The following is a 15,517-nucleotide window of genomic DNA, read 5'->3' on the forward strand; positions in this document are numbered from 1 at the left end:
AGCAACCGGTCTGCCGGCCGGGCCCCAGGCTCCTGCCGACGTCGTCCTGGCTCGGCGGCATGATCACCGCCGCCCGGAGAAGCTCAGCATCCGGAACAACGACAGCCACTGCTCCGGCCACACGAGCCCGACGGGCGTCGCCGCGCTCAGCCGCAGCGCCCGGAACGCCCCCGCCACCCGATGCGCCGGATACCGCCGGCACAGGGACGCGTGCAGCGATCCACCGACCCCGCCGAACCCGATTTCGACCATCCGGCGGTACGCCCCGAGCCGCCCCTGCTCGACCAGCGCCCCCGGCCGGCGGCTGATGCGAAGAATCCCCCCGTCGACCCGGGGCACCGGCCGGAAGGCCCCGCGCGGCACCCGCCCCGCGAGGCTCCACTCGAACTGCGGCCAGGTCGCGATCGTGAGCCGCGACCATCGCCCGAAGTCCCCGGTCCGCTTGCGCGCGTACTCGAGCTGCGTCAGCAACGTCGCCGCCGTCAGGCCCGGCGCCCCCAGGCACCAGTCGACAACGGGCGAGGTCAGCGCGTACGGGATGTTGCCGACAACGGCGAACGCCTCCCCCGGCGCGCGGGCGGCCAGGAAGTCCCCGACCCGCACGGTGAGCCCCGGCACGCGGGGCAGGTCGGCGGCCAGCCCCGGATCGGCCTCGTAGGCGACCACGCTCCCGGCCCGCCGGAGCAGCTCACGGGTCAGCGCACCGCGCCCGGCCCCCACTTCGACCACGAGGTCGCCACCCCCGAGCGCCGCCGCGTCGGCGACGCGCCGGACCGCGGCCGGATCAGCGAGAAGGTTCTGCCCGTAAACCCGACGGGCACGCGGGTGTGCAGCACGAATGTGAGCCATGACCAGGATTCCCTGTCGTACGGACAGGCGTCATCACGACCCCGTCCGGCGCGGATGCGGACACGGAAGGGCCCTGGTACAGGTATTCAGGCTGCGAAGTCGACCGAGCGAGCGTCAGTCCTGCCAGACCAGGGCACGACGCCGGTTGCGCAGACGCGCGGCCGGCATCATGGCCGGGGACAGCAGGGCATGCGTGATGGTCATGCGCCGACGGTAGCGGCTCCCCCTCGCCGCTCGCACGCGCTTTTCGCCCCGTCACGCCTGGTAACGCATCCTAGGAAACTAGGATCGGTCGATCGTCAGGCATCGGCGGAGGGCGGCCGGTGCTACGCCGCGGCCCGCCCCGTGCTGGACGTCAGTCACCGTCTGAGGGCGGCCGGTGCGGCGCGGCGGCCGCCGACAGCGCGTCAAGCACCGCAACGACGGCCGGCCGCGGCGAGGTCGTGGCCCGCCAGACCGCGAAGACCCGCCGCACGGGCGCCGGCTCGACGGCCACGAACCGGACGCCGCCCGGCGCGGCATCCCGCCCGAGCCGCGGAATCACCGCCACCCCGAGCCCCGCGGCCACGAGCGCCAGCTGCGTCGAGTGCTCCGCCGCGGTGTGCGCGACCCGGGGCTCGACGCCGATGCCGCGCAGGGTACCGATCAGCCAGTCGTGACAGATCTGCCCCCGGCTCCAGCTGATCCACTCCTCCTCCCCCAGCTCGTCGACGCCCACAAGCTCCCGCCCGGCGAGCCGGTGCCCGTCCGGTACCGCCACATCGAACCGATCGTCGAGCAGCGCCCGCCGGCCCAACTCGTCCGGCACGGCCAGCGGTTCGGCCGCCCAGTCCTGCACCACGGCCACGTCGGCCTCCCCCCGCCGCACGGCCGGCACCGACTCGTGCGGCTCGAGCTCGGCCAGCCCGACGTCGAGGGCCGCGTACCGCCCGCGCAGCCCCCGCAGCGCCCCCGGCAGCAACCCTCGCGCCGCCGTGGCGAACGCGGCGACCCGCAGCCGCCCCGCCACCACCCCGCGGTGCTCGGCAAGGCTCGACTCGACCCGCTCCGCGTGCGCGAGCAGCTCGCCCGCGTGCGCCGCGAGCAGTGACCCGCCTCGGTGAGCCGCAGCCCGCGCCCGTGCCGCTCGGCGAGGTCCTGCCCGGTCTCCCGCTCAAGCCGCGCGAGCTGCTGCGACACCGCCGACGTCGTCACGTGCAGCACGGCCGCCGCGCCCACGACCGACCCGGTCGTGGCCACCGCGTGCAACACCCGCAGCCGCTCCAGATTCAGCACCCCGCGCTCCCTTTCGCATCCACCACCGACATCCCGCCCACGCCGGCCCTTGCGCCCCGCAACGCACGCCGCCCGTCAGCCCGCACGAAGCCACATACACGCCGACCTGCCCGCTCTCCCCGCTCGCCGGGGCTCGGCATGCGCAGGGGGCGCCTCCGATCTCGTAGTGATGCTACGCGATCGGTCTTAGAAAGTGTCGATTGTGCTTAACGGTCGGGTCCGGCAGCGTTTGGGGTACCGAAGCGGAAAGGGTTTGAACAATGCTGAACGTGAACCGGATCGGGCTCGGGGCCATGCGGCTCACCGGGGCGCCCGCCTGGCTGTCGCGCGACGAAGGGGTCGCCGTCGCGCGGCGGGCCGTGGAGCTCGGGGTGCAGTTCTTCGACACCGCGGACTCCTACGACCTCGGGCGCAACGAGGAGCTGCTCGCCGACGCGCTGCACCCCTACGGCGACGGCGTCATGGTCGCCACCAAGTGCGGGCGGATCTGCGTCGGGGGTGAGTGGTTCGACCTCGGGCGGCCCGAGTACCTGCGCCAGCAGGCGGAGCTGTCGCTGCGCCGGCTGCGGGTGGACTGCCTGGAGCTGCTCCAGCTGCACCGCATCGACCCGACCGTGCCGCTCGCCGAGCAGGTCGGGGCGCTGCGCCGGCTCCAGGACGAGGGCAAGGTGCGGCGGGTCGGGCTGTCCGAGGTGACCGTCGGCCAGCTGCGCGAGGCCGAGGCGATCACCGAGATCGCGAGCGTGCAGAACAGGTACAACATGGAAGATCGCGCCTCCGAGGAGGTACTGGACTACTGCGAGTCGCGCGGCATCGCGTTCATCCCGTGGCGGCCCGTGGCTCCGTCGGCCGACAAGGCGGCGGCACTGGCCTGGCTGCTGCGCCGGTCGCCGGTGATGCTGCCGATTCCGGGGACCTCGTCGATGCGGCACCTTGAGGAGAACATGTCCGCGCTCGATGCGCATCGGACCGTGGTCTGACCTACCAGCGGGGTACACCGGGCCGGAGGGGCGCGCCTCGTTCGGTACCGAATCCAAGTAAGGTGTGGCAATGCAGGAAGCCACTTTCACGCGGCGATCCGGCGTCGGGCTGCGCTCGGAGCGCGGGCCGGTCCTCGGCTCGGTCATGCTGACCACCGGCCTGGTCGCGCTGGACAGCACGATCATCGCGACCGCGGTGCCGTCGGTGGTGCGCGACCTCGGCGGGTTCTCGCACTTTCCCTGGCTGTTCTCCATCTACCTGCTGACGGCCGCGGTCACGACGCCGCTGTACGGCAAGCTCGCCGACGTGCTCGGGCGCCGGCCCGTCATGTTCTTCGGCATCGCCGCGTTCCTGGCCGGGTCGGTGCTGTGCGGCGCCGCGTGGAGCATGTTCACGCTCATCCTGGCCCGCGCGGTGCAGGGCATCGGCGCCGGCGCGATCCAGCCGATGAGCATGACGATCATCGGGGACATGTACAGCGTCGAGGAGCGCGCCCGCGTGCAGGGCTACCTCGCCGGCGTGTGGGGCGTATCGTCCGTGGTGGGGCCGACGCTCGGCGGGGTCTTCGCCGAGTACCTGTCGTGGCGCTGGATCTTCTTCATCAACATCCCGCTGGGCCTGGTCGCGGTCTGGATGCTGGCCCGGCACCTCAAGGAGAACGTCGCCCGGCGGGAGCACCGCATCGACTACCTCGGCGCGGCGCTGCTCGTCAGCGGCTGCACGCTGCTGATTCTCGGCACGCTCGAGGGCGGCATCACGTGGGCGTGGCTGGCCGCGCCCAGCGTCGTCATCTTCGTGCTCGGCGCCGTGCTGATCACGGCGTTCGTGTTCGTCGAGCGGCGCGCCGCCGAGCCGGTGCTGCCGATGTGGGTGTTCAGGCACCGCACGCTCGTTGGCGGCAACGCGGCGTCGGTGACGGTCGGCGCGCTGGTCATCGGGCTGAGCTCGTACGTGCCGAACTTCGCGCAGGGCGTCCTCGGCACGGGCGCGCTCGTGGCCGGGTTCGTGGTGGCGGCGATGACGCTGGGCTGGCCGATCGCGGCGACGTTATCCGGCCGGGTGTACCTCAGGATCGGCTTCCGCAACACGGCCCTGATCGGCACGGTCGTCATCATCGGCGGTACGGCGATGTGCGCCCTGCTCACCGAGCAGACCACGGTCGCCATGATGTCGCTGGCGTGCTTCGTCATCGGCGTCGGGCTCGGCCTGGCCTCGGCGCCGACGCTGGTCGCCGTGCAGTCGGTCGTCGGCTGGGACCGGCGCGGCGTGGTGACCGGCACCAACATGTTCTCGCGCTCGATCGGCAGCGCGGTCGGCGCGGCGGCCTTCGGCGCGATCGCCAACACCACGCTCGAGCGGCGCTTCGCGGCCGCCCCGCCGGACGTGCGGCCCGCGCTGGGTTCCGGCGCCGACGCGACGAGCATCGTGCTCAAGGCCGGCAACGCGCCGGCGGCCGTCGCCGATTTCGTGCGATCCAGCCTGTACACCGCAACGCACAACGTCTTCATAGCGCTCGCCGTCGTCGGGGTGTGCAGCCTGCTGGTCGTGCTGATGATCCCGCGCAAGATCGAGCAGCTTCCGCCCTCGTGATCATCCGCTGACGCTGCGTCACCGGCCCCGAAAATTGTCGGGGGGTCTGGCTAACGTGTCGGGCGTGAACGAGCAGCGTTTCGTCCTCCCCGACTCGTGGCGGCGCAGCATCCATCCGCGCCGCGGCGGGACGCCCGTCGGCTACGCGCCGGTGGGTGCGCCGCCGCCCGACCCGGCGCCCGCCCGCGGCCCCCTCATGCACCCCGGCACACCCCGCGACCTGGCCGAGGCGGGGCTGGCGGCACTGGACGCAACGGCGGAGCCGACGCCGCTGGGCGTGGCCGCGATGTGGGCCGCGCTCGGTTCCCGCATCCGCTACGGCACCGACGACCTGGCCAGCGTCGCCGACCTTTGGATCGCCCGGCACGGGCCGGCGTTCGCCGCGCGCGTCGCCGCCGAGTTCGCCGCCCTGGACGTGGTCACGCTGCCCTGGCAGCCGACCGAGCCCGGCAGGCTGGCCCTGGCCCGGGCCGCCGAGCGCGACCAGGACCGCAGCCACGACCTCGCCGCGCGGCTGCTCGCCCCGGTGCGGGCCGCGCTCGCGGCGGCCCCCGACGAGGTGTACGCGGAGGCGGTCGAGGGACTGCGCGAGGCGCGCGCCGGCTCGGCGTACACGCGGATCGCCGCGTCGTTCCTCGCGCCGTCCGAGACGCACTGGGTCGACGAGGACTCCGCCGCCCTGCCGTCGGGACTGACGCACGCCGCACTGCTCATGGCGTCGGTGTCCACGGTGGAGCCGGCCGTGCGGATCGCGCCCCGGCTGGACCGCGCGGGGTGGGCGCACCTGCACGAGCCGGCGATGCTGCACACCCTGACGGAGGCCCTCGGCGACGGCATCCTCGACGTGTTCGGCGAGGACTGGGCCGGCCGCACGTGCTACGACGGCGGATACAGCATCGTGCAGTTCTGGCGGGACATGGGCGAGGCACTGTCGGTGCTGCCGACGGACCGGGCGTTCCAGGCGCTGCTCGACCAGGCGGGCCGCCAGGGCGTGCCGGCCGCGATCGTCGCGGCCGCCGGACGGTTCCCGGCACGGGCGATGCGGCTGATGGACGCCTCCGCCGGGCGGCCGCGAGTCGGCGAGCTGCTGCGCCGCCACGCCGCCCGCTTCCCCGAGCTGGCGCCGCAACGGCTGCGCTTCTCACCCGGCCCGCGCCCCGGGGAGGCGCCGGCCGACGCGTTGCCCGCGGTGCTGGCCTCGCCGCCGTGGATCGACCGTCCCAAGCCGGCCAGGCCGGTGGTGCTCGCGGACCTGCGCTGCACCGACCCGCCCTCGATCGCCTGGCGCCCCGGCGAGCGGGAGTCCCTCGCCGAGCGGCTGCACGACCGTCCGGCCGATTGGCGGGACTATCCCGGCTACGCCGAGCGGCTACGGGCCGGGACGGCCGAAGCGTGGGAGATGCGCTGGCTGATGTCCGAGGGGCCGCCCGGGGTGGCCCGCTCCGCGCTGCTCGACTACCGGCCGGCCGCGGCTTGGAACGATGTCTTCGGCCTCACGATCGCCGCGGTGCGCTTCGGCGTCGACGTGTTCCCGCCGCTGGTCGACGCCCTGCGCGCACGGCCCGCCGACGGTGAGCTGGCGATGCCATTCGTCAGCCCCGAGATCGCCCTGCTCATGGCCGACTGGCACGCGCGGCTCAAGAGCGCGCGCAGGACCGCGACCGCCTGGTTCCGGGCCCATCCCGCGGCGGCGGCACGGGCGCTCGTCCCGGCCGCGCTGGGCAAGGCCGGGCCGCAACGGCGCGCCGCCGAACAGGCACTCGTCATGCTCGCCGGCGCCGGACAGCGCGACACCGTGACGCAGGCCGCCGAGGGGTACGGGCCGGCGGCCGCGAAGGCGATCGGCGACCTGCTCGACGCCGACCCGCTCGTGCGCCACCTCCCGGCCCGCATCCCGCTGCCGCCGGAGTGGGCCGACCCCGCCGCGCTGCCGCCCGTCCGGCTTCGCGACGGCGCCGGCACCCTGCCGGCGAGCGCTGTGCGGCACCTGCTGACGATGCTGATGATGTCGAGGCCCGGCGAGCCGTATGCGGGGCTGGAGCTCGTCCGCGCCACCTGCGAGCCGCACGACCTGGCCCGCCTCGGCTGGGAGCTGCTGCAGCGCTGGGACGAGGCCGACGCGCCACTCACCGGCGGCTGGGCCCTCGACGCGCAGGCGGTGTTCGGCGACGACGAGACCGCGGCCGGGATCGCCCGGGCCGTCCAGCGCTGGTCCCAGGAGGACGGCCACAAGCGGGCCGCCGCCGGCCTCGACGCCCTCGCCGCGCTCGGCACCGACGCGGCCCTGCGCGAGCTGCGCGACATCTCGACCCGCGTGCGTTCCACGGCGGTGCGCACCCGCGCCGAGCGGCACCTCGCCGTCGTCGCCGAGGGCCTCGGGCTCAGCCCCGACCAGCTCGCCGACCGGCTCGTCCCGCACTTCGACCTCGCCGCCGACGCCACGATGCGCCTGGACTTCGGCCCGCGCCGGTTCGTGGCCGGCTTCGACGAGCAGCTGCGGCCGTACGTGGCGGACGAGGACGGCACGCCGCGCAAGGACCTGCCGGAGCCCGGCGCCCGCGACGACGAGCGGCTCGCGACCGCGGCCCGCCGCCGCTTCACCGAGGCAAAGAAGGGCGCCCGCAAGATCGCGAGCGAACAGGCCCGCCGCCTCGAGCAGGCCATGATCGTCGGGCGGCAGTGGACCGCCGCCGAGTTCCGCACGGTGTTCCTCGAGCACCCGCTCATGTGGCTGCTCGCCCGCCGCCTCGTGTGGACCACCACCGCCACGCCCGGCGCGACCACCACCGCCACGCCCGGCGCGACCACCACCGCCACGCCCGGCGCGACCACGCCGGGCGGGACCACGCCGGGCGGGACCACCGCGGCCACGCCTGCTGGGAGCGCCCCCGCTGCGCCCGGCGGGACCACCGCGGCCACGCCTGGCGGGAGCGCCGGCGACACACTCGGCAGGGGCGCCGGCGACACGCCTGGCTGGGGCGGTGCCGGCACGGCGCTGCGCATCGCCGAGGACCGGAGCCTGGCCGACGTCGCCGACCGCACGGTTCACCTCCCCGACGACGCCCTGCTGCGCGTCGCCCACCCGGTCGAGCTCGACGTACCGGCGTGGACGCAGGTCTTCGACCACTACGGGCTGCTGCAGCCCTTCCGCCAGCTCGGCCGGCGGGTCGAGCACCTGCGCGACGAGGAACGGCCGGCGTTGCGGCTGACGCGGTTCGACGGGCGAAAGGCCATGAGCGTCAAGGTGATCGGGCTGGAGCGGCGGGGGTGGCGCCGGGACGGCCGCCGGGGCGGCCATCTGGGGTGGATCGAGCGGTACCTGCCGGGCGGCGCGCGGGTCGTGGTCTTCCTCGAGCCGGGCATCCTGCTCGGCGTGCCGGACCACCACCCGGAGCAGGCGTTCAGCGACGTATGGATATGCCCGGCGGGCAGCGAGCCGTGGGTGGAGCAGCGCACCGTGCCGTTCGGCGAGCTCGATCCGGCGAGCGCCTCGGAGCTGCTGTGCGACCTCGGCTCATGCGTGTAGTGCTCTGACCGGAAACGTTGGCCGGGTTGGGTGACACACCGGCCTTCAAAACTGGTGGTCCGGAATCCGGGCCGGGCGGGTTCGAATCCCGTCATGGGTCGACCGTGGCCGGAGCGTCGCGGGACACCGGAGCGGGCCGGAATCTGGCAGACTGCGCGGCTGTGAGCGTCGCTCGTTGGCTGATCATTGTCGGTATGGTTCTCGGGATCCTCGCCGGCGCGATGATCGGGCTCGGGGCGCTGTTCCTGGCGCAGGAGCGGGCGCGGGAGGCGCAGGCGTTCCCCGGGTGTTTCCAGCGGGACGCGTTCGATGCGTTCGTCCAGGGGCTGCCGGCGCCGCGCGGCGGGGATGACCTGTTCGATCCGGTCACGGTGCCCAACCTGCTCGGGGCGTGCAAGATCGGCAGTGCGTACGCCGTCGACGGCGGCTACATCTTCTACGCCGGCGAATACGAGACGCTGCTGGGCTTCGACGATGTCGGCTGAGGGTACTTCCCCGGCGGCTTCGGCACCGGGCTCGGCAACGGCGCCTGGGAGGGGCCGCGGTTCCGAATGCTCGACGGACCCTGGTACACCTGGTCCGCGAGCTGGTAAGTACGCTCGGCACCGGAGGCGTACGCGTTCTGGTGAACGTCCCGGTCTGCGTTCCCGGTCTGCCGTCCGGTGGGGTTCACGCTGTTGGGATGGCGGAACCTGTGCGTGCCCGTCGGCTCAGTGATGACGAGGGCCGGCGACTCCAACAGATCGTGCGGCGCGGGACCGGGTCGCCGATCCGGTTGCGGCGGGCGATGGTCATCATGGCTTCGGCCAGCGGAAATACGGTGCCAGTGCTTACCCGGCTCGTCCAAGGCGACGAGGAGCTACTGCACCAGCACGACATCACCTTCCAGCGCACGAAGACCTGGAAGGAAACCAACGACCCCAACGCCGAGGCCAAGCTCGCCCGGATCGAGGAAGTGACCACAGCGTTCCCGGACCGCGTCTTCGCCTTCGACGAGTTCGGTCCGCTCACCATCCGGCCACACGCCGGCGCGTCCCGGACCGCGACCGGACACCCGGACCGGCTGCCGGGCAATTATCACAAGCTGCACGGCGTGCGGCAGTTCCACGCCTGCTACAGCATCGGCGACAACGTCATGTGGGGCGTCGGGCGCCGCCGCAAGTCCGCCGCCAACACCCTCGCCGCGCTCAAGTCGATCCGCAAGGCGCGGCCCGACGGCGCACCGATCCACGTCATCCTCGACAACTGTCCGCGCACAAAGGCAGGGCAATCCGGGCCTGGGCCGCCCGTAACCGGGTCGAACTGTGCTTCACCCCGACCTACTCGTCATGGGCGAACCCGATCGAGGCGCACTTCGGACCGCTGCGGATGTTCGTCGTCGCGGGCTCCAACCACCCCCAACCACCGGGTCGCCACCCAGGCGCTGCACGACTACCTGCGATGGCGCAACGCCAACGCCCGCCACCCCGACGTCCTCGCCGCCCAGCGCCGCGAACGGGCCCGTATCCGCTGAACGCCAACGCCGATGGGGCCACACCGCACGCACCGCGGCATGAGCCCAGACCCGGCCAACGTTTCCGGTCAGAGCAGTAGCCGCACGCCTCACGCCGGCGGCCCGCCGCGCGAGCCGACCCGCCGCGCGAGCCGACCCGCCGCGCGAGCCGACCCGCCGCGCGAGCCGACCCGCCGCGCGAGCCGACCCGCCGCGCGAGCCGACCCGCCGCGCGAGCCGACCCGCCGCGCGAGCCGACCCGAGCCGAACCGGCGCGGAGCCAACACGACGCGAGCCGAGCCAGTGGCGGGCAGCGCGGTGCGGGCCGAGGCGGGGCGGGCCGAACCGACGCGAGCCGAACACGACGCGAGCCGAACCAGTGGCGGGCGGCGCGGTGCGGGCTGAGGCGGTGCAGGCCGAACCAGCGCCGGCCGAACCGACGCAAGGCGAACACGGCGCGAGCCGAGGCGGTGGCGGGCAACGGGGTGCGGGCCGAGGCGCTGCGGTGGCGTCGGGCGGGGCCGGGGGCGGGGCACGAACGCGCGCGCCCGGCCGATTGCGGGCCGGACGCGCGCTTTCAAGGGGGTGAGCAAGGTCCTCGAAGCTACTTCGTGAGCTTGTAGACGGTGGAGCCGCCGACGGTCTGGGGCGTGAAGTTCGCCGCCACCCAGGTGGCGATCTCGCCGTTGCCGCCGCCGCCCATGCCGCCGCGGCCGCCGCTGACGTAGTACGCGATCTCGCCGCGGGCGACTGCGGCCTGGAACCAGGGCAGCGTGGGGGCCGGGTCGCTGCCGTCCCAGCCGCCGATCGCGATCACCGACCTGGTGGTGGACAGTTCGAGCTCGGCCGCCGTCTGGTCGCCGTTCGTGGCGGCGGCCCACTTCGTCGTCGTGGACTTCAGCAAGGTGGTCAGCTCGTCGGGGGTCGAGGCGGTGGCGTTGCCGGCGCCGGGGAAGCCGCCGGGGGCGCCGAAGCCGCGGCCGCCGAAGGCGCCTGTGCCGGCCGGGCCCGAGGACGGGATGGAGCCGGCGTGGGGCTGGGCGGCGGTGGCGAGGGACCAGGACGACGTACCGGCGAAGGAGGTCAGGGTGGCGACCAGCGCGAGCACCACGGCGGCCCGGCGCAGCGCGGTCAGGGTCGCGCCGGCGGCGATCGCCACGGCGGCGCCGCCGATGACCAGGATCGTCCAGCGCAGCCAGGGCATCCAGCTCACGTCGCGGGACAGCAGGGTGAAGTCCCACGCGGCGGTGACGAAGACCATCGCGGCCAGGACCAGGCGGGCGACCAGCGCGGCGCGGGCCCGCCACAGCTCGCGGGCGCCGATCGCGACCAGGGCGGCGATCGCGGGGGCCAGGGCGACGGTGTAGTACGGGTGGATCGTGCCCGACATGTAGCTGAAGACGATGCCGGAGACGAGCAGCCAGCCGCCCCAGACGACGAGGGCCGCGCGGGTGACGTCGGTGCGCGCGGCGCGGCGGGTGAACCACAGGCCGGCGGCCAGGGCGATCAGCGCGGCCGGCAGCAGCCAGGAGATCTCGGTGCCCATGCTGTCGCCGAAGAGGCGGGTGAGGCCGGTCGCGCCGCCGAAGCCGGCGTTCATGCCGCCGCCCCCGCCGCCGCCGCGGTTGCCGTTGCCGCCCAGGATGCGGCCCAGGCCGTTGTACCCCAGGGCGAGCTCGAGCAGGCTGTTGTTCGTGGAGCCGCCGATGTACGGGCGGGAGGACGCCGGCCAGAGGGCGACCAGCGCGACGAACCAGCCGGCCGAGACGACCAGGGTGGCGCCCGCGGTCAGCAGGTGCACGACGCGGCGGCCGAGCGTGGTGGGCGCGGCCAGCAGGTAGGCCAGGGCGAACGCGGGCAGGACGAGCAGGCCCTGCAGCATCTTGGTGAGGAACGCGAAGCCGAGGGCGGTCGCGGCGAGGGACAGCCAGACCGGGGAGGCCTGCTCGACGGCGCGCGTCGTGGCGTACGCGCCGGCGACGAGCAGCAGGACCAGCAGCGCGTCGGGGTTGTCGAAGCGGAACATGAGCACGGCCACCGGGGTGAGCGCGAGCGCGGCCCCGGCGAACAGGCCCGCGGCGGCGCCGAAGTGGCGCTTCACCGTGGCGTACAGCAGGGCGACCGCGGCCACGCCCGCCAGGGCCTGCGGTACGAGCAGGCTCCAGCTGTTGAAGCCGAAGACGCGGCCCGACAGGCTCATCAGCCACAGCGACGCGGGCGGCTTGTCGACCGTGATGACGTTGCCGGCGTCCAGCGAACCGAACAGCAGCGCCTTCCAGCTCTGCGTCCCGGCCTGCACGGCGGCGGCGTAGAAGCCGTTCGCGGTGCCGGAGTCGCCGAGCCGCCACAGGTACAGCACCGCGGTGAGCAGCAGCAGCGCCGCCAGCGCGGGCCGTTCCCAGGCCGGTCGCCGCGGCGGGGCGCCGTCACGGGCGTGGGCCGCGGCGTCGGGTCGGGTCAGCGTCGTCGTGGTCATGGTTGTGACTCTCGGGTGCGGGGCTGTCCCCGACGTGCGAGCAACCTGCGCGCCAGCTGTGAACCGCGAGCGTTCGTCTTGCCATTTTGGCAAGTTGCTTTGCGCTGAGCGCAGCACCCGGGCACTCTCACAAGTATGAGTGAGCTGTACGACGTGATCGTCATCGGCGGCGGGGCCGCCGGGCTGAGCGGGGCCCTGACCCTCTCCCGGGCGCGCCGGCGCGTCCTGGTCCTCGACGGGGGCCGGCCGCGCAACGCCCCCGCCGACGGGGTGCACAACTACCTCGGGCGCGAGGGTACGCCGCCGCGGGAGCTGGTGCGGATCGGACGGGACGAGGTCGGAGGGTACGGCGGGCAGGTCGTCGCCGGGACCGTCACCCGGGCCGTGCGGGACGGGGAGGAGTTCCAGGTCGAGACCGAAGCCGCCGCATACCGGGCGAGGCGCCTGCTCGTCGCGAGCGGGGCGGCCGACGAGCTGCCCGGCATCCCCGGCGTTGCCGAGGGCTTCGGCCACTGGGTGCTGCACTGCCCGTACTGCCACGGGTGGGAGGTGCAGGACCGGCGCATCGGGGTCATCGCCTCCGGGGGCATGGCCGCCCACCAGGCACTGCTGTGGACGCAGTGGAGCGACGACGTCGTGCTCTTCGGCAACGGGCGCAGCGTCGACGGCGTACCGGAGAAGGTGCACGTCGTCGAGGGGCCGGTCGAACGCGTCGAGGCCGCGGGGGTACACCTGCGAAACGGCGCATTCGTCGCGCGCGACGCCCTCGTCGTGCAGACGCGGGTGCTCGCGCGGGCCGGGTTCCTCGAGACGCTCGGGCTCGCCACCACCGACCTCGTCATGCAGGACGAGGTCGTCGCCACCTACGTCAAGGGCGACGCCACCGGGCGGACCGACGTGCCAGGCGTCTGGGTGGCCGGCAACGTCGCCGACCCGATGGCGCAGGTCATCGTGGCGGCCGGGGCCGGCATGAAAGCGGGCGCGGCGATCAACATGGACCTGCTCCAATAGGTACGGTGGGACGGTGAGCACCGGCGAGGAACGCGACGGGGTCGCGCTGACCAACCTGGACCAGCCGCTGTTCGAGGGGGCGGGCGCGAGCAAGCGCGACCTCGTCGACTACCTCGACGCCGTGCGCGAGCGCATCCTGCCCGTGCTCGCCGACCGGCCGCTGTCCGTGGTGCGGATCATGCGCGGGCAGGACTCGTTCATGCAGAAGAACGTCCCGAAGTACACCCCGGAATGGGTCCGGACGGTGCACATGTGGGCCGAGACGTCGAAGCGTGACGTCGCCTATGCGCTGTGCAACGACCGGCGGACGCTGCTGTGGTTCGCCAACCAGCGCGCCGTGGAGTACCACCCGACGCTCGTGCGCGCCGACGACTGGACCCACACCACGCACCTCGTGCTCGACCTCGACCCGCCCGAGGGCGACGCGTTCGGGATGGTCGTGCGCGCCGCCGGCCTGATCCGCGAGACGCTGCGCGCGGCGGGCCTGGCCGGGGCGGTCAAGACGAGCGGCGCCAAGGGCCTGCACATCTTCGTGCCGATCCGGCCCACGCCGATGGAGGACGTCGCCGCCGCCACCCGGGCGATCGCGGCCCGCGCCGAGCGGCTCGACCCGGCGATCGCCACGACCGCGTTCATCCGCGACGACCGGCAGGGCAAGGTCTTCCTCGACCCGACCCGGGTCGGCGGGGCGACCGTCGTGTGCGCCTACAGCCCGCGGCTGCGGCCCGGCTGCCCGGTGTCGTTCCCGCTCGACTGGTCCGACCTCGATCGGGTCTCGCCGCGCGACTTCACCATCCACACCGCGCCCGGCCTGCTCGGCGACGCCGACCCGTGGGCCGCGCACATGCCGCCGCCGCAGGACGTCCCCGCGGACCTCGTCGCCGAGGGGCACACGATTCCGGTGCCGCGGGTCCAGGCCATGCACGAGGGCAAGCGGCGCGCCCGGGCCAGACGCGCGGAGGCCTGACGCGCGCGGCGAGTGACGTATCGAACTTCCGGACGACAAACGGAGAGCGCTCCCCGGCGATCGCGTAAGGTCCGTACGTGGTTTCGGGCATTAGCGTCGCGTCGCCGGCCGGCGTCGCCGGCCGGGCCGGGCGCACCCTCGTGCCCCTCGGCGTCATGTTCTTCTTCGTCGGGCTGTCGACCGCGGTCGTCGGCCCCTTCCTGTCGCTGTTCCTCAGCACCGAGGTGCACGCCGGCCCGGTCCGGGTCGGCGCGTACCTCGTCGCCGGACCCCTCGCCGGCATCGCCTCCTCCTCGGTGCTCGGCCGGCTCTCCGACCGCCGCCCGATCCGCCGCCGGCTGCTGCTCACGGCGGCCCTGGCCGGCTGCGCCGGGTCCGTCGCCACCGCGTTCGTGCGCGAGTACTGGGTGCTGTTCGCCCTCACGGTCACCGTGACCGCGATCAGCGGCGCGCTGTTCCCGCAGTCGTTCGCCTACGCCCGCGAGGTGCTGTCGCAGCGCGCCTCCACGCGCGCGGCGATGGCGATCAGCACCCTGCGGATGCTGTTCTCGATCGCGTGGGTGGCCGGCCCGCCCGTCGCCGCGCTGCTGCTGCAGGCCGGCGGTTTCCGGGTGTTGTACCTCACCGCCGCCTTCATGTACGCCGTGGCCGCCGTCATCGTGCTGCTGCGCCTCGACGAGGTCTCGCCACCGGCCCACGTCGAGCGGCCCCCGGCCGGGCGCGCGGGCGCCAAGGTGCTGCTGACCGTGGTCGCGCTGGCCCTCATGCAGGCCGCCGGGGTGCTCGGGGTGCAGGCGATGTCGCTGTACCTCGGGCACGTGCTGCACGCCGCGGTCCGCGACGCCGGCCTGGTGCTCGGCCTGTGCGCCGCCCTGGAGATCCCCCTCATGCTGGGCTTCGGCGCCCTGTCGACCCGCTTCCCGCTGGGCCGGCTGATCATCCTGGGCAGCGCCCTCGGCGCCGTCTACTACGCGCTCGTCGCGCTGGCCGCGCACAGCTGGCAGGTCGCCGCGCTGCAGCTGCTCAACGCGAGCTTCATCGCCGCCGTGCAGGGCCTCGGCATCTCCTACGTGCAGGAGCTGCTGCCCGGCGAGCCCGGCCGGGCCGCGACCCTGGCCGGCAACGCCTTCCCGGCCGCCGCGATCCTCGCCGGCCCGCTGCTCGGCCTCGCCGCCGAGCTCGGGTACCGGTACGCGTACGCGGCCGGCGCCCTGCTGTGCACCGCCGGCCTCGCGCTGCTGCTCGCGACGGCGCGGGGCCCGCGCCTGGCACCGCGCGCCGCCGGCACCTCCCCGTAGGCACGGGCCCCGGCCCGGCCGGTGAGTGGTACGGGGACTGTACGAACCCGCT

General features: G+C 74.1%; 10 protein-coding genes and 2 pseudogenes. 8 read left to right on the plus strand and 4 right to left on the minus strand.

What is annotated here, in order from left to right; genetic code table 11:
- Positions 1-63: 63 nt before the first annotated feature.
- The 3 genes and pseudogenes from erm to ACQEVU_RS31185 form a co-directional block, all read right to left on the minus strand.
- Entirely contained in the window at positions 64-849 is a 786-nt protein-coding gene (erm, locus tag ACQEVU_RS31175; protein ID WP_433329795.1) for an ErmE/ErmH/ErmO/ErmR family 23S rRNA (adenine(2058)-N(6))-methyltransferase, read from the minus strand.
- Between the two features lie 355 nt (positions 850-1,204).
- The gene (locus ACQEVU_RS31180; protein WP_433329796.1) at positions 1,205-1,858 is read right to left on the minus strand and encodes a LysR substrate-binding domain-containing protein; all 654 of its coding nucleotides are present in this window, start codon (positions 1,856-1,858) and stop codon (positions 1,205-1,207) included.
- Between the two features lie 137 nt (positions 1,859-1,995).
- Positions 1,996-2,124: pseudogene (locus ACQEVU_RS31185) on the minus strand (helix-turn-helix domain-containing protein); the annotation flags it as partial.
- A gap of 260 nt (positions 2,125-2,384) precedes the next feature.
- On the opposite strand from ACQEVU_RS31185, the gene ACQEVU_RS31190 reads away from it, so the two are divergent.
- The 5 genes and pseudogenes from ACQEVU_RS31190 to ACQEVU_RS31210 all read left to right on the plus strand — a co-directional run bounded on the left by ACQEVU_RS31190 (position 2,385) and on the right by ACQEVU_RS31210 (position 9,777).
- Complete coding sequence (locus tag ACQEVU_RS31190; protein ID WP_433329798.1) at positions 2,385-3,104, plus strand: aldo/keto reductase; 720 nt, start codon at positions 2,385-2,387, stop codon at positions 3,102-3,104.
- 70 nt (positions 3,105-3,174) lie between these two features.
- On the plus strand, positions 3,175-4,695 hold the full coding sequence (locus ACQEVU_RS31195; RefSeq protein ID WP_433329800.1) for an MDR family MFS transporter: 1,521 nt from the start codon (positions 3,175-3,177) through the stop codon (positions 4,693-4,695).
- Positions 4,696-4,759: 64 nt separating this feature from the next.
- Positions 4,760-8,221, plus strand: a complete 3,462-nt coding sequence (locus ACQEVU_RS31200) for a DUF4132 domain-containing protein (RefSeq protein WP_433329802.1) — start codon at positions 4,760-4,762, stop codon at positions 8,219-8,221.
- Positions 8,222-8,415: 194 nt separating this feature from the next.
- Positions 8,416-8,706, plus strand: a complete 291-nt coding sequence (locus ACQEVU_RS31205) for a hypothetical protein (RefSeq protein ID WP_433329803.1) — start codon at positions 8,416-8,418, stop codon at positions 8,704-8,706.
- 197 nt (positions 8,707-8,903) lie between these two features.
- Positions 8,904-9,777, plus strand: a pseudogene (locus tag ACQEVU_RS31210) (transposase).
- Between the two features lie 540 nt (positions 9,778-10,317).
- Here ACQEVU_RS31210 and ACQEVU_RS31215 read toward each other — a convergent pair.
- A complete protein-coding gene (locus ACQEVU_RS31215) occupies positions 10,318-12,189 on the minus strand; it encodes a glycosyltransferase family 39 protein (RefSeq protein WP_433329805.1) in 1,872 nt (623 codons plus the stop codon).
- 135 nt (positions 12,190-12,324) lie between these two features.
- Between ACQEVU_RS31215 and ACQEVU_RS31220 the strand changes: the two genes are divergently transcribed.
- From ACQEVU_RS31220 to ACQEVU_RS31230, 3 genes are all read left to right on the plus strand, one after another.
- The gene (locus ACQEVU_RS31220; protein ID WP_433329806.1) at positions 12,325-13,200 is read left to right on the plus strand and encodes an NAD(P)/FAD-dependent oxidoreductase; all 876 of its coding nucleotides are present in this window, start codon (positions 12,325-12,327) and stop codon (positions 13,198-13,200) included.
- A 13-nt stretch (positions 13,201-13,213) separates the two neighbouring features.
- Positions 13,214-14,167: a DNA polymerase domain-containing protein gene (locus ACQEVU_RS31225; protein WP_433329808.1), complete on the plus strand. Its 954-nt coding sequence runs from the start codon at positions 13,214-13,216 to the stop codon at positions 14,165-14,167.
- A 77-nt stretch (positions 14,168-14,244) separates the two neighbouring features.
- A complete protein-coding gene (locus ACQEVU_RS31230; RefSeq protein WP_433329810.1) occupies positions 14,245-15,465 on the plus strand; it encodes a sugar efflux transporter in 1,221 nt (406 codons plus the stop codon).
- Positions 15,466-15,517 lie beyond the last annotated feature (52 nt).

This window comes from Dactylosporangium sp. CA-139066, from assembly GCF_050936175.1.
Lineage (GTDB): Bacteria > Actinomycetota > Actinomycetes > Mycobacteriales > Micromonosporaceae > Dactylosporangium.